The sequence below is a fragment of the Noviherbaspirillum sp. Root189 genome (genome assembly GCF_001428545.1).
Lineage (GTDB): Bacteria > Pseudomonadota > Gammaproteobacteria > Burkholderiales > Burkholderiaceae_D > Noviherbaspirillum.
This window is the reverse complement of sequence record NZ_LMHZ01000045.1, coordinates 43,425-63,641: the sequence shown is the minus strand read 5'-3', so window position 1 is coordinate 63,641 and position 20,217 is coordinate 43,425. Positions and strand designations below refer to the sequence as shown.

General features: G+C 58.2%; 24 protein-coding genes. All 24 read left to right on the top strand.

Going from position 1 to position 20,217, the window contains the following annotated elements; translation table 11 throughout:
• Positions 1–140: 140 nt before the first annotated feature.
• The 24 genes from ASE07_RS21485 to ASE07_RS29980 all read left to right on the top strand — a co-directional run bounded on the left by ASE07_RS21485 (position 141) and on the right by ASE07_RS29980 (position 20,146).
• The gene (locus tag ASE07_RS21485; protein WP_057292873.1) at positions 141–404 is read left to right on the top strand and encodes a hypothetical protein; all 264 of its coding nucleotides are present in this window, start codon (positions 141–143) and stop codon (positions 402–404) included.
• A complete protein-coding gene (locus tag ASE07_RS21480) occupies positions 401–1,153 on the top strand; it encodes a hypothetical protein (RefSeq protein ID WP_057292872.1) in 753 nt (250 codons plus the stop codon). The genes ASE07_RS21485 and ASE07_RS21480 overlap by 4 nt, the downstream gene beginning before the upstream one ends.
• A gap of 90 nt (positions 1,154–1,243) precedes the next feature.
• Positions 1,244–1,750, top strand: coding sequence for a terminase small subunit (locus ASE07_RS21475; protein ID WP_057292871.1), 507 nt, complete (start codon positions 1,244–1,246; stop codon positions 1,748–1,750).
• A complete protein-coding gene (locus tag ASE07_RS21470) occupies positions 1,750–3,810 on the top strand; it encodes a phage terminase large subunit family protein (RefSeq protein ID WP_057292870.1) in 2,061 nt (686 codons plus the stop codon). Before ASE07_RS21475 ends, ASE07_RS21470 begins: the two co-directional genes overlap by 1 nt.
• Positions 3,810–4,088, top strand: coding sequence for a hypothetical protein (locus ASE07_RS21465; RefSeq protein WP_057292869.1), 279 nt, complete (start codon positions 3,810–3,812; stop codon positions 4,086–4,088). Before ASE07_RS21470 ends, ASE07_RS21465 begins: the two co-directional genes overlap by 1 nt.
• A gap of 71 nt (positions 4,089–4,159) precedes the next feature.
• On the top strand, positions 4,160–4,387 hold the full coding sequence (locus ASE07_RS21460; protein WP_057292868.1) for a DUF6148 family protein: 228 nt from the start codon (positions 4,160–4,162) through the stop codon (positions 4,385–4,387).
• Position 4,388: 1 nt separating this feature from the next.
• Positions 4,389–5,996 (top strand): phage portal protein, encoded by a 1,608-nt coding sequence (locus ASE07_RS21455; RefSeq protein WP_057292867.1) that lies wholly within the window; start codon positions 4,389–4,391, stop codon positions 5,994–5,996.
• Positions 5,971–6,153: a hypothetical protein gene (locus ASE07_RS21450; RefSeq protein ID WP_057292866.1), complete on the top strand. Its 183-nt coding sequence runs from the start codon at positions 5,971–5,973 to the stop codon at positions 6,151–6,153. Before ASE07_RS21455 ends, ASE07_RS21450 begins: the two co-directional genes overlap by 26 nt.
• A gap of 78 nt (positions 6,154–6,231) precedes the next feature.
• Positions 6,232–7,539: a S49 family peptidase gene (locus ASE07_RS21445; RefSeq protein WP_057292865.1), complete on the top strand. Its 1,308-nt coding sequence runs from the start codon at positions 6,232–6,234 to the stop codon at positions 7,537–7,539.
• Positions 7,540–7,541: 2 nt separating this feature from the next.
• Positions 7,542–7,880 carry a capsid cement protein gene (locus ASE07_RS21440; RefSeq protein WP_057292864.1) on the top strand — a complete coding sequence of 113 codons (339 nt, stop codon included), beginning with the start codon at positions 7,542–7,544 and terminating at the stop codon, positions 7,878–7,880.
• A 30-nt stretch (positions 7,881–7,910) separates the two neighbouring features.
• A complete protein-coding gene (locus ASE07_RS21435) occupies positions 7,911–8,849 on the top strand; it encodes a major capsid protein (RefSeq protein WP_057292863.1) in 939 nt (312 codons plus the stop codon).
• Between the two features lie 12 nt (positions 8,850–8,861).
• Positions 8,862–9,068, top strand: a complete 207-nt coding sequence (locus ASE07_RS21430; RefSeq protein WP_057292862.1) for a DUF7210 family protein — start codon at positions 8,862–8,864, stop codon at positions 9,066–9,068.
• Between the two features lie 83 nt (positions 9,069–9,151).
• Positions 9,152–9,430: a head-tail joining protein gene (locus ASE07_RS21425; protein ID WP_057292861.1), complete on the top strand. Its 279-nt coding sequence runs from the start codon at positions 9,152–9,154 to the stop codon at positions 9,428–9,430.
• Positions 9,427–9,861 (top strand): hypothetical protein, encoded by a 435-nt coding sequence (locus tag ASE07_RS21420; protein ID WP_057292860.1) that lies wholly within the window; start codon positions 9,427–9,429, stop codon positions 9,859–9,861. Before ASE07_RS21425 ends, ASE07_RS21420 begins: the two co-directional genes overlap by 4 nt.
• Before the next feature lie 167 nt (positions 9,862–10,028).
• Positions 10,029–10,994, top strand: coding sequence for a phage tail tube protein (locus ASE07_RS21415; protein WP_057292859.1), 966 nt, complete (start codon positions 10,029–10,031; stop codon positions 10,992–10,994).
• A gap of 40 nt (positions 10,995–11,034) precedes the next feature.
• Positions 11,035–11,373 (top strand): hypothetical protein, encoded by a 339-nt coding sequence (locus ASE07_RS21410; protein ID WP_057292858.1) that lies wholly within the window; start codon positions 11,035–11,037, stop codon positions 11,371–11,373.
• Positions 11,346–11,738 (top strand): DUF1799 domain-containing protein, encoded by a 393-nt coding sequence (locus ASE07_RS21405; RefSeq protein ID WP_057292857.1) that lies wholly within the window; start codon positions 11,346–11,348, stop codon positions 11,736–11,738. The genes ASE07_RS21410 and ASE07_RS21405 overlap by 28 nt, the downstream gene beginning before the upstream one ends.
• A 22-nt stretch (positions 11,739–11,760) precedes the next feature.
• The gene (locus ASE07_RS21400) at positions 11,761–16,227 is read left to right on the top strand and encodes a hypothetical protein (protein ID WP_057292856.1); all 4,467 of its coding nucleotides are present in this window, start codon (positions 11,761–11,763) and stop codon (positions 16,225–16,227) included.
• Positions 16,224–17,282 (top strand): hypothetical protein, encoded by a 1,059-nt coding sequence (locus tag ASE07_RS21395; RefSeq protein ID WP_057292855.1) that lies wholly within the window; start codon positions 16,224–16,226, stop codon positions 17,280–17,282. The genes ASE07_RS21400 and ASE07_RS21395 overlap by 4 nt, the downstream gene beginning before the upstream one ends.
• The gene (locus tag ASE07_RS21390; protein WP_057292854.1) at positions 17,282–18,712 is read left to right on the top strand and encodes a hypothetical protein; all 1,431 of its coding nucleotides are present in this window, start codon (positions 17,282–17,284) and stop codon (positions 18,710–18,712) included. Before ASE07_RS21395 ends, ASE07_RS21390 begins: the two co-directional genes overlap by 1 nt.
• A gap of 2 nt (positions 18,713–18,714) precedes the next feature.
• On the top strand, positions 18,715–19,131 hold the full coding sequence (locus tag ASE07_RS21385) for a hypothetical protein (RefSeq protein WP_057292853.1): 417 nt from the start codon (positions 18,715–18,717) through the stop codon (positions 19,129–19,131).
• A gap of 54 nt (positions 19,132–19,185) precedes the next feature.
• Positions 19,186–19,356 (top strand): hypothetical protein, encoded by a 171-nt coding sequence (locus tag ASE07_RS29055; RefSeq protein WP_156396880.1) that lies wholly within the window; start codon positions 19,186–19,188, stop codon positions 19,354–19,356.
• Positions 19,344–19,775, top strand: coding sequence for a glycoside hydrolase family protein (locus tag ASE07_RS21380; protein ID WP_057292852.1), 432 nt, complete (start codon positions 19,344–19,346; stop codon positions 19,773–19,775). The genes ASE07_RS29055 and ASE07_RS21380 overlap by 13 nt, the downstream gene beginning before the upstream one ends.
• Entirely contained in the window at positions 19,775–20,146 is a 372-nt protein-coding gene (locus ASE07_RS29980; RefSeq protein WP_057292851.1) for a DUF6527 family protein, read from the top strand. The genes ASE07_RS21380 and ASE07_RS29980 overlap by 1 nt, the downstream gene beginning before the upstream one ends.
• Positions 20,147–20,217 lie beyond the last annotated feature (71 nt).

The following is a 20,217-nucleotide window of genomic DNA, read 5'->3' as shown; positions in this document are numbered from 1 at the left end:
GCATAACCTAACGAGGCAGAAGCCATGATTATTTTCTTGCGTACACGACGAACAACCCTGCACACCCTGCACACCCTGCACAAGTGCAATACCAGTGCGGGTTCTAGCTGTTCTGGGTTGCCTTTAATCCATGCACAACCATGAACAAAGAAAAAGCGTCAGCAAAAACAACCTTGAGAGACGAAATGCCAATGGTTGCCGGTTTCATTGACGACCTGCGTGCCGCCTTTGGCAAGGAGATGATCGATGGCCAGATCCGCAAGGGGATGCGCGGCGAGCCAGTGTTTCATGCGGTCGAGAACGGCCACGAGATCGGCACGCCGATTGAACACGGCCAGCGGATTGGCACCGATCCTGTGACGGGATGCTCGGTTGACCTCGATAAGGAAGGGAGCGCAGCATGAAGGTAAGCATCAACAGCGATCTGCCACAACTGCAGGCGCGCATAGAGGACATGGGTAAGCAGGTCAAGTTCGCCGCCGCAGTGGCGCTGACCCGGACGGCGCAGAAGATCAAGGACGCGCAGCTGCGGGAGATGCGTGACGTGTTCGAGTCGCCCACGCCTTGGACAATGTCCAGCCTGTTCGTCAACCCGGCAACGAAAGACAAGCTGATCGCAGTGGTCTGGCTCAAGGACTTCGCAGCCAAGGCAACTCCGGCGGCCAAGTACCTGATGCCGCAGATCGATGGTGGTCCACGCTCGCTGAAGCGCTTCGAAAAGGCCTTGCAGTCTGTCGGTGCACTGCCAGCCGGCTACCACGTTGTGCCAGGCGAAGCAGCAAAGCTGGACGCGTTCGGCAACATGGACCGCGGCCAGATCGTGCAGATACTCTCGTACTTCAAGGCATTCCCCGAAGCCGGATACAAGGCCAACATGACCGACAAGCGCAAGGCACAGCTTGCCCGTGGCACGCGGAGCAAGCAGGGTTTCGAGTACTTCGTTGGCCGTCCTGGTGACCGGTTGCCGCTGGGCGTCTGGCAGCGTATCCGGTTCGCACGAGGCACCGCCATCAAGCCGGTGATGATTTTCGTGCGGTCGGCCCAGTACAAAGCGATCTACGACTTCCAATTCGTCGCCAAGATGGTCTACACGCAAGAGTTCAAGCAGGAGTTTGATCGCGCCTATGCCGAGGCGATGCGGGCCGCGCGTTGAAAATTTCACGGGTCCTTTGCAGGTAGGGCCAGTAAGGGTAATTCGAACCGCCCGTTTTCACTACTGACAGGATGCTTCTAAGGGGGTTATGTGATTGATTTACAAGGGAAAGTAACACAGTCGGCATTCGGCGAAATGATTGGCATCAGCCAGCCCGCCGTCAGCGACTTGCTTTCTCGCGGCGTGATCATCGCGGATCAGCCGGTCGGCGAATGGTTGAAATCGTACTGCCTACACCTGCGCGAACAGGCAGCAGGGCGCGCCGCCGCGGGCGAACTCGATCTGGCAGGGGAGAGGGCAGCGCTGGCCAAGGTCCAGCGCGAGCGCATCGAGATGCAGAACGCAGTCACCCGCAAGCAGCTGGCGCCGGTCAATGTCATCGAGGAAGTGCTCGCGCGCGTGGGCCGCCAGATCGTCGGCATCCTGGAAGCCATCCCGGTGCAGCTCAAGCGCCGGTCCAGCCTAACGGCGGAAGACCTTGACTTCATTACGCGGGAGCTGGTCAAGGCGCGCAACCTGGCGGCCAACATCGAACTCGAGGACCCGGCGGATGCTCAGGGACCCGATGAAGATGAACACCTTGAGGTGACTGTCTGATGGACATGTCGGAAATCCACCGCGCGGTTAGAGCAGGCTTGCGGTCGCTGGAGGCGGTCGAGCCTATGCGCCTGTCCGAGTGGGCGGCGAAGCACTTCTACCTGTCGGCGGAATCGTCGTATGTCGAGCAGCGCTGGGAAGCGTTCCCGTTCCAGCCGGCGATCATGGACGCGATGTCCGACGACGAGATCGAGGAAGTCGACTTCATGAAGTCGGCACGCGTCGGTTATACCAAGATGCTGCTGGCAGCGATCGGCTATTTTGCCGAGCACAAGCGCCGCAACCAGGCGCTGTGGCAGCCGACCGATGACGACAGTGACGACTTTTGCAAGACCGAACTTGAACCGATGATCCGCGACGTGCCGGTGATGGAGAGCGTGTTCCCGGGTTTTCTGGCAAAGAACAAGGACAACACCCTCAAGCAAAAGAAATTTCTGGGGTCCACGACGCACCTGCGCGGCGGCAAGGCTGCAAAAAATTACCGCCGTATCTCCGTCGACGTCGCGGCACTCGATGAGATCGACGGCTTTGATGCCGACGTCGAGAAAGAGGGCAGCCCGATCAAGCTTGCCTACAAGCGGGTTGAGGGCGCAACGTTTCCGAAACTGATCGTCGGATCCACGCCGAAGATCAAGGGGCTGTCGCTGATCGAGGCGCGTGCGGAGCAGGCCGACCTGCGCTTCCGCCGCTACGTTCCCTGCAACCACTGCAAGGAAATGATTTCGCTGGAATGGGGCGGCAAGGATAAGAAGTACGGATTCAAGTGGTTCAATGATGATCCGGATACCGTCGGCCATGTGTGCCGGCACTGCGGCGGCGTGATGACTCAGGCCGATTACCTGCTGGTGTCCGCCGACGGCAAGTGGATCGCGCAGGACGGTACCTGGATCGACGAGGCAGGTTTCGTTTTCCGCAATGCTGCCGGTGATGTGGTCGCCAAGCCCAAGCACGTGGCTTTCTTCGTCTGGACCGCCTACAGTCCGATGACCGGCTGGCCAAAGATCGTGCGCGAGTTCCTGTCCGCGACAGCCAAGGCCGCCGCCGGCGACCTGTCAGAGCTGAAGGCCTTCGTCAACACGACGCTCGGTGAAACGTGGGAAGAGAAGGGCGAGAAGGCGGACGAGCATGCACTGCTTGCCCGGGCAAAAGACTGGTCGTTGCGGGTTGTGCCGTTTGGCGGCCTGGTGCTGGTTGCCGGTGTCGACATTCAGGACGACCGATTCGAAATCGTCATCTGGGCCATTGGACGCAAAGAGGAAATGTGGCCGATCGACTACACCGTCATTGATGCTAATCCTGCCGATGCGCGCGACTGGGACAAGCTGGACGCCCATCTGCGCATGACGTTCCCGCATGCCGCTGGCGGTCACCTTAGCATTTCTGCGGCAGCGGTCGATACGGGCGGTCACTTCACCCATGAGGCATACAACTTCTGCCGCCTGCGCGTAAGTCGCCGTATCTACGCGGTCAGGGGAGAGACGCGGGAAGGCCAGCCGATCAAGGGGCGCGCGTCCAAGGTGGACGTCAACGACCGTGGCAAGGTGATCAAGGGAGGGGTGAAGCTGTGGCACGTCGGAACGGATACCGCCAAGGACTTGCTGCTGGGTCGCCTGAGTGTCGAGCGCCCTGGCCCCGGCCATGTGCACTTTTCCAAGGAACTGCCAAACGAGTTTTTCCACCAGCTCACCGCTGAGCAGCGAGTCAAGGTAAAGACCGCCAGCGGGGATAAATACCGCTGGGTGAAAACCCGTGCGCGCAATGAGGTGCTTGACTGTACCGTCTACGCGCTGTTCGCCACACACATGCTGGACCTGCATCGATACACCGACCGGCAGTGGGATTCCTTGGAAGCGAAAGTTCGTCCACCCACAATGGATCTGTTTGGCTTACCTGCCGTTGCGAATGACACGGCACTCACGCCAGCCAGCCAAGAACAACAAGTAGCCGCAACGAGTACTCCTGCGGTACCGGTAACGATTCCCCCGCACCAGGTGGAAGCGGCAACCGCGAAAGTGGTTGGCGGCCGCATCTCGCTGAGCGGCACCAGAAGAGGCCGCTAGTGAGCGTCGACTGCGAAGCCGATATTGTCGAAATTATCATTAAGCTTGCGCAAGCTGAAGGTTTGACCGATGCGGCGGCGTTACAAATCGAGCAGGCGGTGCGTACCCAATACGGTGGCCTGCGCGTCCGTATCCCCAAGAAAAAGAAACACCTGACGCCCGAGCAGCGGCAACAGGTGTATCGGGACGGACTGTCCAACAAGGCGACAACGGAAATCACCAGCAAGCATGGAATTGACCGCGCAACCCTCTACCGGATCATGAAGCGCGGCGGATAGTCGTCGCAAATTGCCCTGTTTAAACTTTCCTGCTATCCATAAACTGCTTCATACCTTTTGGAGCAGACCCTATGGCAGGAATAACGTTAGCGCAGGCGCAGGCGCAGCTTGACGCGTATCTCGCAGCAGAAATTGCCGTGCTGGCAAACCAATCCTATGAAATCTCGGGGCGAAAATTTACCCGAGCCGATCTCGCGTCGATACAGCTTGGCATAGAGACCTGGAGTAATCGGGTCAGCCTGCTGTCAACCCGTTCGCAAGGCCGGGGCCGCGCTCGTACCGTCGTGCTGGGTGGCTGACATGGGAAAAGACAACAGCCCTCTCGTTCCGCAGAATCTACTCGATAAGGCCATTGCCTATGTCGCGCCAAAGGTTGCAGCACAGCGCATGGCCGCCCGCGCAACCCTGGCGCTTGCCGGTGGCTACACCGGTGCCAGGATGGATCGCTCGGCGCTTAACCGATGGAACCCGCGTGCAGGTTCCCCGAACACCGACATCATTGCCGACCTGCCGACACTGCGATCGCGCAGCCGGGATCAAATGCGCAATGCGCCGGTCGCACTTGGGGCCCTCAACACCAATATCAACCATGTCGTCGGTACCGGCCTGAGCTGCAACCCAAACATTGATGCCGCATTCCTTGGGCTGACCGACGAAGAGGCGGAGCAGTGGGAGCTGGATACGAAACGCCGATTCAATGCTTGGGCTGAGTCGGCGGACTGCGACATTGCGCGGCACCTCAACTTCTACGGCATCCAGAAACTTGCTTTTCGCTCGATGCTGGAGAGTGGTGACACCTTTGTCCTGACACCGCGAGTTGCGCGTGCCGGATATCCGGCACGGCTCGCACTGCAAATCATTGAAGCCGACCGCGTCTGCAATCCAGACCGCCGCGGCGATACCGACACACTGATCGACGGCGTTGAAATCGCTGACACCACCGGCGAGGCGATTGCCTACCACGTCGCCAGAAAGCACCCGGGCGACTATACCGGAGGAGGAAACTCCTGGACCCGCGTTGACGCACGGGGCAGCAGTACCGGCCGGCGCAATGTCCTGCATCTCTTCGAGCAGCTCCGCCCCGGACAGGTACGCGGCGTGCCGATGATTGCGCCGATCCTTGAGCCGCTGAAGCAGCTGAGCCGTTACACCGATGCCGAACTCAACGCCGCAGTCATCAGCGGCCTGTTCAGTGTCTTCATCAAAATGGATCCGGAAGCATTCAACGATCTATTTGATGACGACGCCAAGGATGCTCTCGTCAACAAGTCCAGCAACTGGAGCGGTGAAATGGAGTCTGGCAAGGCCGTCAACCTGCTCCCCGGTGAAAGCATCGAAAGCAGCAATCCCGGTCGACCTAATGCACAGTTTGATCCGTTCTGGACCGCGATAGTGCGCCAGATCGGCATGGCGCTGGAAATGCCGTTCGAAGTGCTGACCATGCACTTCCAGAGCAGCTACAGTGCTGCGCGTGCCGCGATGCTGATGGCATGGAAAGCGTTCCGCGCGCGTCGCGACAACTGGGCAACCTACCTGTGCCAGCCCGTGTACGAACTATGGCTGACTGACGAAATTGCCGAAGGGCGCATCCGTGCGCCGGGCTTCTTTGCCAACGAGGTGGTGCGCGCTGCGTGGTGTGGCGCTCTGTGGACCGGTGATGGTCCTGGCAGCATTGACCCGGTCAAGGAAGTCGACGCGGCCGAGAAGCGAGTGGCACTGGGTATCAGCACTAAGCAGGCCGAAAGCATCCTGCACGACGGTATCGACTGGTCGCAAAAGCACAAGCAACGTGTGAAAGAAATCAACGCAGAAAAAGCTGACGGCATCTACCTGCCGCCAAAGGGCGCCACACCGGCACTGCCGGGAGCGGACGACGTCAACAGTGGAAAACCTGCAACCGACGAATAACGCTGCGCGCGACCTGCCCGCAGAAGCCGTGCTGATGGCAAGGATCCGCGAGCAGGGCGAGGAACTGAAAACACTGCAGGCAAAGGTCGCTGCGCATTTGCAAGCAGGTTTTCAGCGTCCGTTCAGTGCGGTTCCTCAAGCAGAAATTAAAGATTAAAGAAAGTCGTCGCAAATTGCCCTGTTTTTGAGTTGCTCAAAATCATAAAGTCTAGCCAACGAGAAACTTTCAGCCGCCATGAAAATTACTGACATCCTTAGCGCACCGTGGGCGATTCTCCCGCCAAAGCTCATCGAGCTGCAGGAGATTTACGCCACGCACTTGCGCGGCGACAAGATCGACATTGCGGCTGTCGAACAGCGCATCGGGCGCCCACTCAACAACGAGCCAAAGTCGTACGACATCATCGACGGCGTCGCCATCCTTCCGCTGGAAGGTGTGGTGGCAAAGAAGATGAATCTGTTCGCACAGATTTCTGGCGGCACATCGACGCAGCTTGCATCGCGCAACCTGCGTGAAGCACAGCAGGACCCCGCGGTGCACAGCATCATTCAGTACATCGATAGCCCGGGCGGTACCGTCGATGGCACCCAGCTGTACGCCAACGATGTGTTTTCCGCACGTAGCGCCAAGCCAATCATCAGCTTGGCCAGCGGCACGATGGCATCGGCTGCCTATTGGTTTGGTTCGGCAGCAGGCCGGGTGTATATCGCCGATGAGACCACGCAGGTCGGCTCGATTGGCGTCGTGGCAACACATACCGATGTCAGCCAAGCCGAGATGCAGCGCGGCGTCAAGACTACCGAAATCGTCGCCGGTCAATACAAACGTATTGCCAGCCAGTACGGTCCGCTTACCGAGTCGGGCAAGCAGGCGATGCAGGACCAGGTCGATTACTTCTATTCCATTTTTGTCGGCGCAGTCGCGAAGCACCGTGGCGTATCGACCGACGTTGTACTCAAGGATATGGCTGATGGCCGTATCTTCATTGGGCAGCAAGCCATCGATGCCGGGTTAGTGGACGGTGTATCCACGCTCGAGCAGCTGGTTGAGCAGCTCAATCGTGAGCGCGGTTCGTCCGCAACAAAAGCCCGCGCCGGTGTTGCGCAAATCTCAACCACTCCACAAGGAACCAGCATGCTGACAGCAGAAAAAGTCGCGTCGGATCATCCCGACATCGCCGCTGCTTTCCGTGCCGAGGGTGCCGCAGCCGAGCGCCAGCGCATCCAAGCCATCGAAAGCCAGCTTATCCCCGGTCATGAAGCCCTGATCGACACCTTGAAGTTTGACGGCAAGTCCTCCGCCGGCGACGCAGCACAGGCCGTGCTTGCTGCTGAAAAGCAGGCTCGCACCGCCCAGGCAGCCGCCATTGCCAAGGAAGCACCTGCGCCATTGGCCTTGGTGCCAGCCGCATCGGTCGCCGCACCGGAAGGCAAAAAGCCGTTGACCCGCGCTGAAGTCGATGCGAAGGCCAAGGAATATGTCGCAGCGAATCCGGGAACGGATTACGTCGCCGCCGTAAAAATCATTGAACAGGGAGCATAACCATGGCTTTGACATCCATTGCACTTTTGACGCTGGGCGTTACCGCGACTGGCACTACTGCCGCAAACAGCGCCGTCACTGCAGCCGGCGCCGTCGCAACTGCCGGCGGTAACGCCGTGGGCTTTACCGAAGTGGCTGGCGTTGCTGGTGACCGTCTCCCGACGGTGGCGCTCGGTACAGCGATCGCCAAGGCGGGAGCCGCAATTGCGGCTGGCGCAGCGGTCGAGGTCGGCACCTCTGGCAAGGTCATTACCAAGACCTCCGGTGTTGCTGTTGCCCGCGCATTGACCGCAGCGGCTGCTGATGGCGACCTGATCGAAGTGATGGTCATTCCCAACTAAGCCGACAACCCTACAAACTCAGGAGCAAACATGACTATTCTGACTACTGCCGGCGCCCGTGTGATTGACCCAGTCCTCACCACCGTCGCCCAAGGTTATAAAAACAGCGAGATGATCGCGTCCGCGCTGTTTCCGGCCGTCGGGGTACCTCTGCGTGGTGGCAACATCATTACGTTCGGCAAAGAAGCGTTCATGCTGTATGCCGCCCAGCGTGCACCAGGCGAGAATACCAAGCGCGTGAAGTTTGGCTACGCTGGCGCGCCGTACTCGCTGGTCGACTATAGCCTTGAAGGCCAGGTCCCGGTAGAGCTGCAGCAGGAAGCCAGCGCCGGTCCCGGTATCGACCTCGGCGCCGGTGCGGTCAACCAGGTGCAAGCTATCATGGCTCTGCGCCTGGAGAAGCAGTCCGCTGATATCGCCCGTACGGCTGGTAGCTACGGCGTGAACAACAAGGTCACCCTGTCCGGTACCGACCAATGGTCCGCCCCGGAAAGCGATCCGATCTCTGATATCGAGCTGGCCATCGAGGCCGTGCGTGCCGCAACCGGCAAGCGGCCAAACACCGTGGTGATGGGCGCGAAGGTTTTCTCCAGCCTGAAGCAGCATCCGAAGATCGTTGACCGCATCAAGTACACAGGCCGTGACGTCGCGACCGTGGAACTGCTTGCCATGCTGTTCAACGTCAAGCGCGTGGTGGTGGGCGACGCCATCTACTCGAACGATGCCGGTACAGCCTTCACCGACGTCTGGGGCAAGGACGTGATCGTTGCCTACACCGAACTGGGCAGCGTCATGGATGCCGGCCTGCCAAGCTACGGCTACACCTACAACCTGAACGGCTACCCGCTGGTGGAAGAGCCTTACTGGGACCGTAACACCAAGTCGTGGATCTACCCGGTTACCCGTGCCGAGGCACCGGTACTGGCTGGCGCGTCCGCCGGCTTCCTGATCCAGAACGCTGTCGCGTAAAAGAGGGCGAAGATGAAAGTCACCATCATTTCGCCCGTCAAGCACGACGGCAAACGCTTTGCACCAGGCGATTCGGTCGATCTTCCCACCGAAGTTGCCAAGACACTGATTACTTCTGGATCTGCCGAGCAGGAATCCAAGGCCAAGCCGAAGAATTCGGCTGACGACAAGGGCCCTGTGGCAGATCCAGCATCACCGGCGTCTCCAGCGCAGGACTAATGCAGACCTCTGCATGACCCTGCTTCGATAGGCGGCATCTTCGGGGGTCGCCTCTTTTTTTAACTTTTGACACGGGATCGAGCATGTTTGGCGAAGATTTCACCGTCTATTTCGCTGATTTTGGCGTTGACGTCACGATTGACGGCGTGTCTGCACGAGGCATTTTCGATAACGCGTATTCCCAGATCGGTGGGGGCGTTGGCATGGCTTCGACTAATCCGACCTTGACTGTGGAAACGACATCGGTACCCGCTGCGCCGGTAGGTAAAACGGTTGCTTGCGAAGGCGTTACCTACGGTATCGCAGAGCACCACCCGGATGGAACTGGCGTAAGCGTTCTTGTTCTGGAGCTTGCATCGTGAGTCGAACCGCATTTGCCAGCATTGTGGGAGCCTTCGTGACAGCGTTTCAGGCTGCCCCTGCGGTATCGGCAAACGTATTTCGAGCGATGCCGCGTGAAATCGCCGAACAGCATGCTGAAGCCGTGAATGTGCAGTTTGACGCAGCCGAGCCGAACGCAGGCGCGATAAGCGGTGCACCTGTCGACTGGCGTTCAAGGGTATCTGTGGATCTGTACGCGAAAAGCAGCGCCGTGAGTGGTGATCTTGCTGTCGATCCGCTCTTGAAGGCGGCATACGAGCGGGTCATGCAAGACACCACCCTTGGTGGCCTGGTTGATTACATCGGCGTCCCGTATATCGCCGCGGAATACGACGGCAAGGGACAAAAAACAGGCTGGATCCGGATGGTATTTCCGGTCGAGCACCGCACCTCTAACCTCACTTTGGAATAGCCATGGGCACAAGAACCATTCGCGCCGTCGCGGCGAAGCCTCCTCAGCCAGTCATTGATATACCGCCTCCGCCTGGCGGCGGCAGCTGGCGGTGGAATGCCGCGAGCCAAAGCTGGATCCCGAACGATCATCTTTCCGAACCGACAACTCAAGTACAGGAGTAAGCCATGTCCTCACGCTATATCCGCAATACCGTCATTCTGCTCAAGCCAGAAACGACGCCAAAAACCGATGCTGTGCCGACTGGCGCCGCCAATGCGATGCTCGTCAGCGAAATGACCATCACGCCGCTGGATGCGCAGAACATCGACCTGCCGTACATCCGCGGCTACTTTGGCGCTAACGAGCAGCTGGTGGGCCCGGCGAGCGTCAAGGTCAGCTTTACCTGCGACCTTTCCGGTTCCGGCTCGGCCGACATCGCGCCGGCCTGGGGCAATGCGATTCTCCCGTGCGCGATGGCGGAAGGCATCCTTGAAACTCCTGATCGCGTCGAATACACGCCGGTCTCCACCGGCCTGAAAACTGCCACGATCTATTACTACGACGACGGCGTGCTGCACAAGCTGCTCGGCGTCATGGGTAACGTGATGCTGTCGGCGAAGGCAGGTGAGCGCCCAACACTGAAGTTCGACTTCGTCGGTGTCGACGGCGGCGTGACGGCGGCGACAGCAGCAGCTACCACGCTGACTAACTGGAAAAAGCCGGTTGCGATGACAAAAGACAACGTTGTCGATATCACTTTTGGCGCGACGTACACCGCCGGTGCCTTGAGCGGCGGCACAACCTACCCAAGCACTGGCCTGGAACTCAACTTCGGCAACGCCGTAAATTTCACCCCGTTGCTCAGCAAGGAAGACGTCGACATCACCAATCGGGAAATCACCGGCTCGCTCGAACTGGAACTGACGGCCGCCCAGGAAGTGTCGCTGATGGCATCGGTCAAGGCCAACACGCTGCAAAGCATGGGCTTCACGATCGGCACGGCAACCGGCTTCTCGCTAATCGTCCATGCACCGGCGGTGCAATTGACCAATCCGCGCAAGGTCGATCTGAACGGCAAGCGCCTGGTCGGCTTTGATGCGCGTCTGGTGCCGGTCTCCGGCAACGACGAAATCCGCCTCGCCTGCGTCTAATCGCAGCGCGGTACTCCGATCCACTCTTAAAACCATAAAAATGTACAAATTATCTGTTGCAGACACCGTCAGGGTTCCGGTCAAGTTCACATTGAACGACGCCGGCAAAGCCGCTTCCTTTTTCTTCCACCTGATCTGTGATCGTCTGGACACCGAAGAAATCAAGTCCATCCAACAGGGCGGCGAAAGCACCATCAGCGACTTCCTGCGCAGGGTCACACGCGACTGGCAGGGCCAGACGCTGGTCGTGGACGATGAGAAGAAACCGGTGCCGTTCAGTCCGGAAGCGTTCGAAGTAATGCTTACCTGCGCCGGCGTGGCCGTCCTGACATATCAGGCTTACTTCAAGGAGTGTTCGGCGAAGGAAAAAAACTCCTAAGGGCCGCCCAGCTTCAGGTACGCGGACATCTTCGTGTACCTGGTGCGGATGAAGACGAAGCGGAGCCAGAGGACGAAGTGTCCAAGGCTCTCGCGGTTTGGGGCCTACAGGCGGCAGACCCCGAAGATGTGACAGTAGAGGAAGAGTTTTACCTGTGGCCAGAGTGCGTGCCGACCTTCCAGCTCTGGAACGTGGTGCAAACACAGTGGCGCGAAGATGTCTCCGGGCGTCGTACTGGCCTGGATTACGCTGGCTTGAAAGCCTGCATGGATATGCAACAAATTCCGGACGACGAGCGTGCAGCTCTGTTCTGGGGCGTCCGGGTGATGGAGCGCGCAGCGCTCAAAGAATGGTACCCACGGTAACGAATAGCTTAAGAAGGCGTTAATGACCCAAGCAAAGATCAGCCTGAGCATCGACGGCGTACAGACCGTCGTCGGCGGCATGAAGCAGGTAGGTGATCGCGTCAAGGATGTGGCCAACAGCTTGTCATCCCTGACAGCCATCGGCGGTTCAATTTCCCTTGGCGCCTTCGCCGGCATGATCAAATCGTCTATCGATGCGGCGGACAATCTCAATGACCTGAGCAAAAAGACCTCTCTCGCCGTCGATACGCTCGCGGGCCTGAAGCTGGCAGCTGAGCAATCTGGCGCCGATCTCGACGGGATTGCAAAGGCGGTCAATAAGCTGACCGTCAACATGGGCAAGGAAGCCGAAAAGTTCGCCAAACTCGGGGTGACGGCAAAAGACCCTATCGAGGCATTCAAGCAGCTGGCCGACGTATTCTCTGCTGTCGAAGATCCTCAGATGCGCGCTGCGCTCGGGTCCGAGGCTCTCGGAAAGTCTTGGGAGACTGCGGCGCCCTTGTTGGCCGAAGGCGGTACCAAGATCGGCGAGATGGTGGACAAGGGCAAGCGTCTGTCCGGCGTGACGCAGGACATGGCGGACAATGCCGACAAGCTGAACGACCAACTGGCGGAGATGAAGGCGCTTTCTGCGTCACTCGGGACAAAGCTCGCTGCAGAAATGCTGCCAGCGCTGGTTAGCGTTACCGGCGCCGTGAAGATCGCGTATGAAGAGCAGGGCAAGCTTGCGGCCGCCTGGGTGGCAATGGGTGCCCTAGGTGCATTCCTTTTCACCGACGAGTTCAGCAGTGCGACGGAGAAGATAAAAAAACTCCGTGAGGAGCTTAATAAGCTTGAGGAGCAGAAGCGTCAGAATGATGCAGCACCCTTCGTTGGCATTATTCCTCGGCTGCTATTCGGTGAAAGTGACGTAGAAGGTCGGATTGCATCGGTAAAGGGACAAATCGAGGCTCTCCAGAAAACGCTGGAGAAACCGACCGCACCTGCCGTAGATCCGGAAATTGAACGCGCGAAGGCGCGCGCCAAGGCGGAAAACGAACGGCGCGTCGCAGCATTCATCGCCGGACAAGAAGCCGCAAAAAGCGCTGCTGCTGCCGCAAAAAGAGAATTAGATGAGCAAGCCAAGTTGCTTGCCAAGCTCGCCGGCGTGAACGGCGACTACATGGAGCAGCTGACCCGCTTACAGGCCATTCGCGCGAAGGGTCGAATTACCGAGACGGAATATATTGAAGCGGTGAAGGAACTCATTGCCCTTCAGCCGGCTTCCAAAAAGATCATAGATGAGCAGATCAAGCAGGCTAAAGAACTTGCTGATGCTCGGACAGATTTGAGAAGAAAAGAGCAGGATGCGATCGACGACTATTTCCAGTCTCAGACCCAAGGCTATAACGATGCAGTCCGTGCATCCGGAGAGGCGCTGAAAGCCGCCCAGGCAGAGTATACGCAGCTTGGTATGAATAAAAGCCAAATTGCAGAAATTAACCTGCTTACTCTGCAGTCGGAGCAAGCGAAGTACCGCGAAGGTAGCGCGGGATATCAATCACTCCAGCTACAGATCGAGAAGCAGCGGGAATTGATTGGGGTCCTGAAGCAAACGGATGACGCCATTCAATGGCGGTCTATGTTTGAGAGCATCGACCGCACTGCGCACGATACCTTCGTGTCTATCTTCGACAGTGGCAAGAATGCTTTCGACCGTCTGCGCGATGCCCTGAAAAATGGCTTGCTGGACCTGCTTTATCAGATGACGCTGAAAAAGTGGATCTTCAGCATCGGCGCAACGGTCAGCGGCGTCCCTGGTATTGCAAATGCCGGCGGAAACGGCGTGCTTGGCATGGCAAGCTCTGGCAATTCGCTCCTGAACGCCGCGTCGATGTATGACAAGCTGGGCGGCCTTGGCGGTATGGCAGATTCAGTCGGCCTGGGTGGCGCGTACAACACCGTTGCCGGCTGGTTGGGCAATACCGGGATGGGACTAACCGGCGCCGGCAGCATCGGCGGCAGTACCTCGCTGGCCTCGATGGGCCTTTCCGGCGGAGGTATGGGCGCACCTGTTGCGTCTACAGCCCTGGTTGAGGCTGGCGGTGCGGCAGGCAGCAGCGCGCTGTCGTCTCTTGCATCCGCGGCTCCGTACATCGCCGCGGTGCTTGCCGCGATCGCAATCGGGAAGAAGCTGCTCAGTTACAAGACTGTTGGGTCAGGCTTCCTAGGTAGCGTGACCGGTGACGAGTTCATCGGTAATTCGTACCAGTTTAAGAAAAGCTCACTGCGCGGCAGCAAAACTGATGTGTCCGACTTGCCGAAGGAGATTAACGACACCTTCAGCAATGCGGTCAACGCGATGCGCACCGGCTTTGACCAGCTCGGTGCAGTTACTGGCGCTGGTACCGACGTGCTGGACAGTTTTAATTACTCATTCCGTATCGCCCTTGCTGACTTCGATGAGGAAGGGAAGACAAAGGAAATCCAGAGATTGCTGTCCAGCATGTCAGACAGCATGGCCTTGGCCTTCGTCGACAATTTCCGCACCAGCGTCGATACCGCGCAGCAGGCCTCCAGCCGTTACTGGACGAACACCATCGACGGTGAAGCCGGGCGTCCTAATGGGGAAAGCAATATCGTCAGCCAGACCCGTATCCGTTCGGCGCTGGATCCATATATCGAAGACATGCTCAATATATTCGACGGATACCGGTTTGCGGTGCAGGGGATGGAGGGCAGTGAAGGTAAGGTTTCCCAGTTCGCAACCGAGCTTTTTACCTTGGGTGGTCGGTTGGCGGAAACCAGCGGCATGCTGGAAACCTTCGGGGAACAGCTTGATTTTGACAAGCTATGGGTGGCCGGCAAGGAAGGAGAGACGGTCGTTGACACGTTTGCCCGCCTGAATACCACTTTTGCAGCTACCAACGCCGTGGCAAACATGCTTGGACAGGATATGTCGACGGCGTTCGGCGCAATCGGACTAGCCAGCGAAGTGGCACGCCAAAAGGTCATCGACCTCGCGGGAGGTCTGGAACCGCTGGCCGCGAAGATGGCTTTCTTCTCGCAAAACTTCCTTTCTGAGGCAGAGCAGTTGCGGCCGGACTCCCAAACGGTGGCTGCCGTGTTCAAGAAATATGGTGTTGCAGGCGACATCACAAAGGGCGACTTCGCCTCGCTGGTGAAGGGTGCGCTGACCGATCCTCAGAAACTGGCCGACCTGTTAGGGATTCAGGAGCCATTCCTGCGGCTGGCCAACTATGCGGAAAAGACTGCAACTGCACTGGACGATGCGGCGGAAAAGATCGACGACTCTGCAGACACTGTCGAGAATGCTAACGACAAATTTGCTGCGGCATTAGACCAGGTCGGCAAAGCTTATGATGCCGTGGAACGTTCTGTCGAGGCGGAGCGCGAAAAAGCGACGAAGGCATATGAAGCAGCCGTCGAGCCGCTGACGAAAACCATTGACAAGCTGAAAGGTCTGTCGAGCGTCCTCAATTCGGCGTTGGACCGTCGTAGCCTGTCGTCGCAATTTGGCTCCGATCAAGCGGCTGCGCGCGCCCAGATCGCGACAGCCCTGGCAATTGCTCGTGCCGGCGGCGTCCTCCCGGATGCGGATTCGCTCAGCCAGGTGCTGGAGGTCATTGCGCAGCCGTCCGAGCAGCTGTACGCGACGTTTCAGGAATACCAGCGCCAGTACATTAAGGATTCGAACAACATTCGTGAGCTCGCGGAGCTTACGGACGGACAACTGTCGATCGAAGAAAGAACGCTGGCTTCGCTGGAACAGCAGCATGTAGCTGACATGAAGTACTACGACGACATGCTGGCCTTTGAGAAAGCAAAAATCGACGCGCTGAATGGGATTGATACGTCCGTGCAATCTTTATCGACGGCGCTTGCCGCCTATGGCGCTGCTATTGCCGCTGCAAAGGCGGTTAGCCCGACAGCACCAGGCAGCGGCATTGGCGCAAACAGCGGCGCGTTCGGCGGCGCCGGCTACGGTAGTGGCGCGGGATACGGCACCGGGACTCAAGGTGGAACTGCTCAGTTGTCGGCAGTGGAAGCACTTTATGCCAAATACAGCGATTTCTCTTACCTCACAGCTGAGGGAGGCGCCTTCTGGGCTGATCAGTTCAACCAGGGCAAGTCGATTGCCGATATTGAGCAATCGTTCCAGGACAGCGTGAAGGCAGTGCGAGGCTATGCATCTGGCGGATTCCACCCGGGCGGACTCCGCTTGGTCGGCGAGAACGGCCCTGAGCTGGAAGTCACTGGTCCGAGCGCCATTCTTAGCAACAGCATGACAAACGACTTGTTCAGCCGTTTGCGTGCGCCTGCCAGCAATACGTCGATGCTCGAGGCGGCGATTCTGGCCTTGCGCGGGGAGATTGTCACCCTTCGCGCATCTGCCGACCGGACCGCTACAGCTGTGAGCGCGCAGGAAGCGTTCTTACGCCGGATATCCCCTGACGGCAACTCAATCAATGTCAAGGTGGCCGCATGAACGTTATTCCGCCTCTTGCGATTACCGATGCGCGGCTGACCAGCAGCACGGCCGTGGAAACCGCCCCTGCAGCGTACGCTTCGGGGACGACTTATGCAGCTGGCACAACTGCGAGCGTTGCTGGCAGTGCCGGGCTGATCACGGTGTACAAGTCCCTGCAGAACGGAAATGTCGGGCATACACCGGCCAGTTCGCCAACGTGGTGGTCAAGCCTAGGGGAGACGTACCAGGTCTACTCTGGCGCCGCCACGTACGCGGAAGGTGACCGGGTCATCGACACGACGAACCATCTGGTCTACGAATCACTTGCCGCCAGCAATACTGGGAATGCGCTGACCAAGGAAGACAAGTGGCAGAAGATCGGCCCAACCAATAAGTTTGCAATGTTCGACATTCTGCGCAACACCGCGACAGTGCAGCCCGGGTCGATAACGGCAGTTGTAACGCCTGGTGTGCGGGCCGACTCCATCGGTTTCTCCGGGCTGGTCGGCAACTCTGCAGTCGTGACCGTAACCAGCGACGGTGTCGACGTCTATACGCACACGGAAGACCTGAATACCCGTGAGGTGGCGGACTGGTACGACTACTTTTTCCGGCCTTTCAGTACCAAAAAGGCCTTCGCACTGTTCGACTTGCCGCCGTACACGAATGCCGTGATCACGGTCCAGATATCCGCCACATCCGGCAATGCTGAGTGCGGCGCCTGTGTACTCGGATCCTGCGAATACATTGGCGACGTCCAGTATGACGCCGAATCTGACGTGCTCAACTTCTCGACGGTGACACGCAATTTCGACGGTAGTACGAGCGCGATGGTCCAGCGACGCAACGTTCCTAAAACTGTCCAGGCGATCTGGTTGGAGAAAAGCCGGGTCAATCGTGTACGGGCGCTGCGCGACGCATTGAACGGTGTGCCGGCGTACTGGGCAGGCCTTTCCGACAGCGGAGATGGTTATTTCGAAGCTCTGCTAATACTCGGCTTCTATAAGCGATTCAGCATCAATTTGAAGCATACACAGCGCGCAGTAGTCAGTCTTGAACTTGAGGAAATCTAATGCCAATCACACAAAATATCGGTTCCCTCGGAACGCCACCCTCCACATCCGACCCGTTGTCATTTGCGTCTCGCGCAGATGAGTTGCTCGGGACGGCCTTGCCGGCGCGCGTCACAGAGATGAATACATGGGCAGGGCAGGCCAATGCGCTGGCCTCCGCTGTCAATGCACTAGCAACCCAGGTATTGGAGGATGCCGAACAGGTCGCATTGGATCGCGTGGCGACGGGGCAAGACAGGGCGCAAACTGGGCTTGACCGTGCTGCAGCTGAAGCGGCGGCTCTGTCAGCAACGACATCGATGGTGACCAGCACCAGCACGACATCACTTGCCATCGGCACCGGATCCAAAACCTTTTCGACGCAGGCCGGAAAGCAGTACAGCGTCGGTGTGCCAATTATTGCTGTGGACCAGGCTAACGCGGCAAATTACATGGCCGGTACGGTCACCGCATATTCGGGGACGTCTCTCGAAATCGCCGTCACTGATATTGGTGGATCTGGAACCAAGGCGGCATGGAATATATCGGTCGCTGGCGTCCGGGGCGCACCTGGTGCATTGATTGGCACCGCCACTGGCGCTATCAATGAGATCAAGGGTTCCAATATCGCCAGCGCCGCGACGGTCAATCTCGATACTGCAACCGGCAACCTGGTGCACATCACCGGTACGACGACTATCACGGCCATTACGCTGGCTTCTGGTGCTGAGCGTGACGTGGTGTTCGATGGCGTCCTGACGCTGACGCACCACGCTACTACGCTGATTTTGCCGGGTGGCGCGAACATTACGACAGCGGCCGGTGATCGGGCAACATTCCGTGGTGACGGCGCCGGTAACGTGCGCTGCATGCACTACACGAAGGCAAGCGGGCAGGCTGTTGTAGCGCCAACGGTTGCAGCCGGCCTGACATGTTTGGCGACGGCGACGGTGTCAAGTGCTGTCGCTACTGTCGACTTCACTCAGTACATTGATTCGACATACGACGAATACATCGTCGAGTTTTTTAACGTAGTACCCGATACGGTAGGTGCTACGTTCAGGCTTCTGGCATCGACAAACGGCGGGGCGTCCTTTATGACGGACGGTTACGGTTCGGGGACTATGTGGTGCCAGCCAGGCGGCACTCCTAGCGGGAATAGCGGGGGAACCGCGTCTATCTTGATCGGAGCTGCGAACGGAGCATCGACCACGGTTTCGCATGGCGGCTATGCGGGAACAGTTAAGCTGTTCAATCTTGCAAATACTGCAGCTTCAAAATTGCTCACAACGCAAGCTACGCAAATGATGAGCGCAACAAACACATACGTCACCGCCGGGTCGGGAAGTATTCAGACTAACTCTGCGATTAACGCTATCCGGTTCGCTTTTAATACCGGCCTAATTAGCGCCGGCACATTCAAACTCTATGGCGTAAGAAAGGCGGTGTAATCATGGCACTCAAAAAATTAGCGGACGGTGAATTGGTCGACATGACGCAGGAAGAGGAAGCGGCATTTCTGGCCGAACGGGCCGCGAGTGCGCCAACGCCCGATCAAGTCGCAGCAGAGCAAGTAAAGTACTACGACAACGTAGTGCAGACCCATCTGGACACTGTGGCGCGCTCATTTGGCTACGGCGACCCGAACCGTCCGGACGTCTCGCCCATCCTACACGCGATCAGCTATGCCGAGGAGCCGGCAGTAGAGCGGTTCATGAATGAGGGCAGGGCGTTGCGGGCTTGGCGCTCCCTGGTATGGGTGACAGCAGCAGGCATCCTCAATGCGGTGAAGGCAGGCACCAGGACTATCCCATCCGACGTTGAGCTGCTGGCCGAACTTCCCGATCCACCTACGCAAGACCAGCTGTAAATCGACCAACTCACTTCGGCGGGTTTGTTAATGCCATCAACAATAAGGCCTGGAATGCCAAACATCGATAAAGACCTCCAAAAGGAAATCCTCAAAGAGGCAATTTCAGAGTGGCTGGATAAACAGTTTGCCACGTTAGGGAAATGGACGCTGGGGGGTATTTGCTCGGCTGGGCTCGCGGCATTGGTGGTCTGGATGCTCTCTACTCAGGGATGGCACAAATGAATATCGAAAATCTCACGTCGGAACTAATTGTCGACGAAGCATTGAAGCTAAAGCCCTATCACTGCACCGCTGGCAAGCTGACCATCGGCATTGGCCGAAACCTGGAGGACGTTGGCATTAGCACCGACGAGGCTCGGTATCTGTTGAAGAATGACATTGATCGCGTCTGCGCCCAGCTCGATGCCGCGCTGCCCTGGTGGCGGACGATGTCCGAGCGGCGGCAGCGCGTGCTGGCAAACATGTGCTTCAACATGGGTATCGGCAATTCGACGCGTGGCCTGCTCTCTTTCCGAAACACATTGGCGTCGATGCAACGGGGCGACTACCGTGCTGCGGCGCGCGGCATGCGCGATTCGTCGTGGGCAAAGCAGGTTGGTGCGCGCGCTGAGCGTCTGGCCAAGATGATGGAGGAAGGCTGATGAGTGCGCTTGGCTCCAAACTTCGCCAGTTGAGTGGCGGCGCTGTCGCTTTTCAGTGCCCTGGGTGCAATGAGACGCATGTGGTGTACGTCGAGGCGTGCGGCAATCGGCCGACATGGGGATTCAACGGCGACGGCGACAGGCCAACTTTCACGCCCTCTGTCCTGGTTCGCACTGGGCACTTTATTCCTGGTTATGAAGACAAGCAGTCGTGCTGGTGTACCTATTACGCTGAGCATCCTGACGAAACCCGGGATTTCGAATGTCGGATCTGCCACAGCTTCGTGACCGATGGACAGATTCAATTCTTGTCGGACTGTACTCATCGTTTGGCTGGGCAGACCGTGCCGCTTTCTGACTTCGGAGAATAACAATGAAAAGAAATATTCTGATCTTGTCCGTGCTGATAGCGCTTGCGGGGTGCGCCAATGTCCGATTTCAA

Bases quoted from the DNA above. Each gene is read 5' to 3' on its own strand.
- ASE07_RS21485 (WP_057292873.1), top strand. From the start codon at position 141: ATGAACAAAGAAAAAGCGTCAGCAAAAACAACCTTGAGAGACGAAATG.
- ASE07_RS21480 (WP_057292872.1), top strand. From the start codon at position 401: ATGAAGGTAAGCATCAACAGCGATCTGCCACAACTGCAGGCGCGCATA.
- ASE07_RS21470 (WP_057292870.1), top strand. From the start codon at position 1,750: ATGGACATGTCGGAAATCCACCGCGCGGTTAGAGCAGGCTTGCGGTCG.
- ASE07_RS21460 (WP_057292868.1), top strand. From the start codon at position 4,160: ATGGCAGGAATAACGTTAGCGCAGGCGCAGGCGCAGCTTGACGCGTAT.
- ASE07_RS21455 (WP_057292867.1), top strand. From the start codon at position 4,389: ATGGGAAAAGACAACAGCCCTCTCGTTCCGCAGAATCTACTCGATAAG.
- ASE07_RS21445 (WP_057292865.1), top strand. From the start codon at position 6,232: ATGAAAATTACTGACATCCTTAGCGCACCGTGGGCGATTCTCCCGCCA.
- ASE07_RS21440 (WP_057292864.1), top strand. From the start codon at position 7,542: ATGGCTTTGACATCCATTGCACTTTTGACGCTGGGCGTTACCGCGACT.
- ASE07_RS21435 (WP_057292863.1), top strand. From the start codon at position 7,911: ATGACTATTCTGACTACTGCCGGCGCCCGTGTGATTGACCCAGTCCTC.
- ASE07_RS21430 (WP_057292862.1), top strand. From the start codon at position 8,862: ATGAAAGTCACCATCATTTCGCCCGTCAAGCACGACGGCAAACGCTTT.
- ASE07_RS21425 (WP_057292861.1), top strand. From the start codon at position 9,152: ATGTTTGGCGAAGATTTCACCGTCTATTTCGCTGATTTTGGCGTTGAC.
- ASE07_RS21415 (WP_057292859.1), top strand. From the start codon at position 10,029: ATGTCCTCACGCTATATCCGCAATACCGTCATTCTGCTCAAGCCAGAA.
- ASE07_RS21410 (WP_057292858.1), top strand. From the start codon at position 11,035: ATGTACAAATTATCTGTTGCAGACACCGTCAGGGTTCCGGTCAAGTTC.
- ASE07_RS21400 (WP_057292856.1), top strand. From the start codon at position 11,761: ATGACCCAAGCAAAGATCAGCCTGAGCATCGACGGCGTACAGACCGTC.
- ASE07_RS21395 (WP_057292855.1), top strand. From the start codon at position 16,224: ATGAACGTTATTCCGCCTCTTGCGATTACCGATGCGCGGCTGACCAGC.
- ASE07_RS21390 (WP_057292854.1), top strand. From the start codon at position 17,282: ATGCCAATCACACAAAATATCGGTTCCCTCGGAACGCCACCCTCCACA.
- ASE07_RS21385 (WP_057292853.1), top strand. From the start codon at position 18,715: ATGGCACTCAAAAAATTAGCGGACGGTGAATTGGTCGACATGACGCAG.
- ASE07_RS29055 (WP_156396880.1), top strand. From the start codon at position 19,186: ATGCCAAACATCGATAAAGACCTCCAAAAGGAAATCCTCAAAGAGGCA.
- ASE07_RS21380 (WP_057292852.1), top strand. From the start codon at position 19,344: ATGGCACAAATGAATATCGAAAATCTCACGTCGGAACTAATTGTCGAC.
- ASE07_RS29980 (WP_057292851.1), top strand. From the start codon at position 19,775: ATGAGTGCGCTTGGCTCCAAACTTCGCCAGTTGAGTGGCGGCGCTGTC.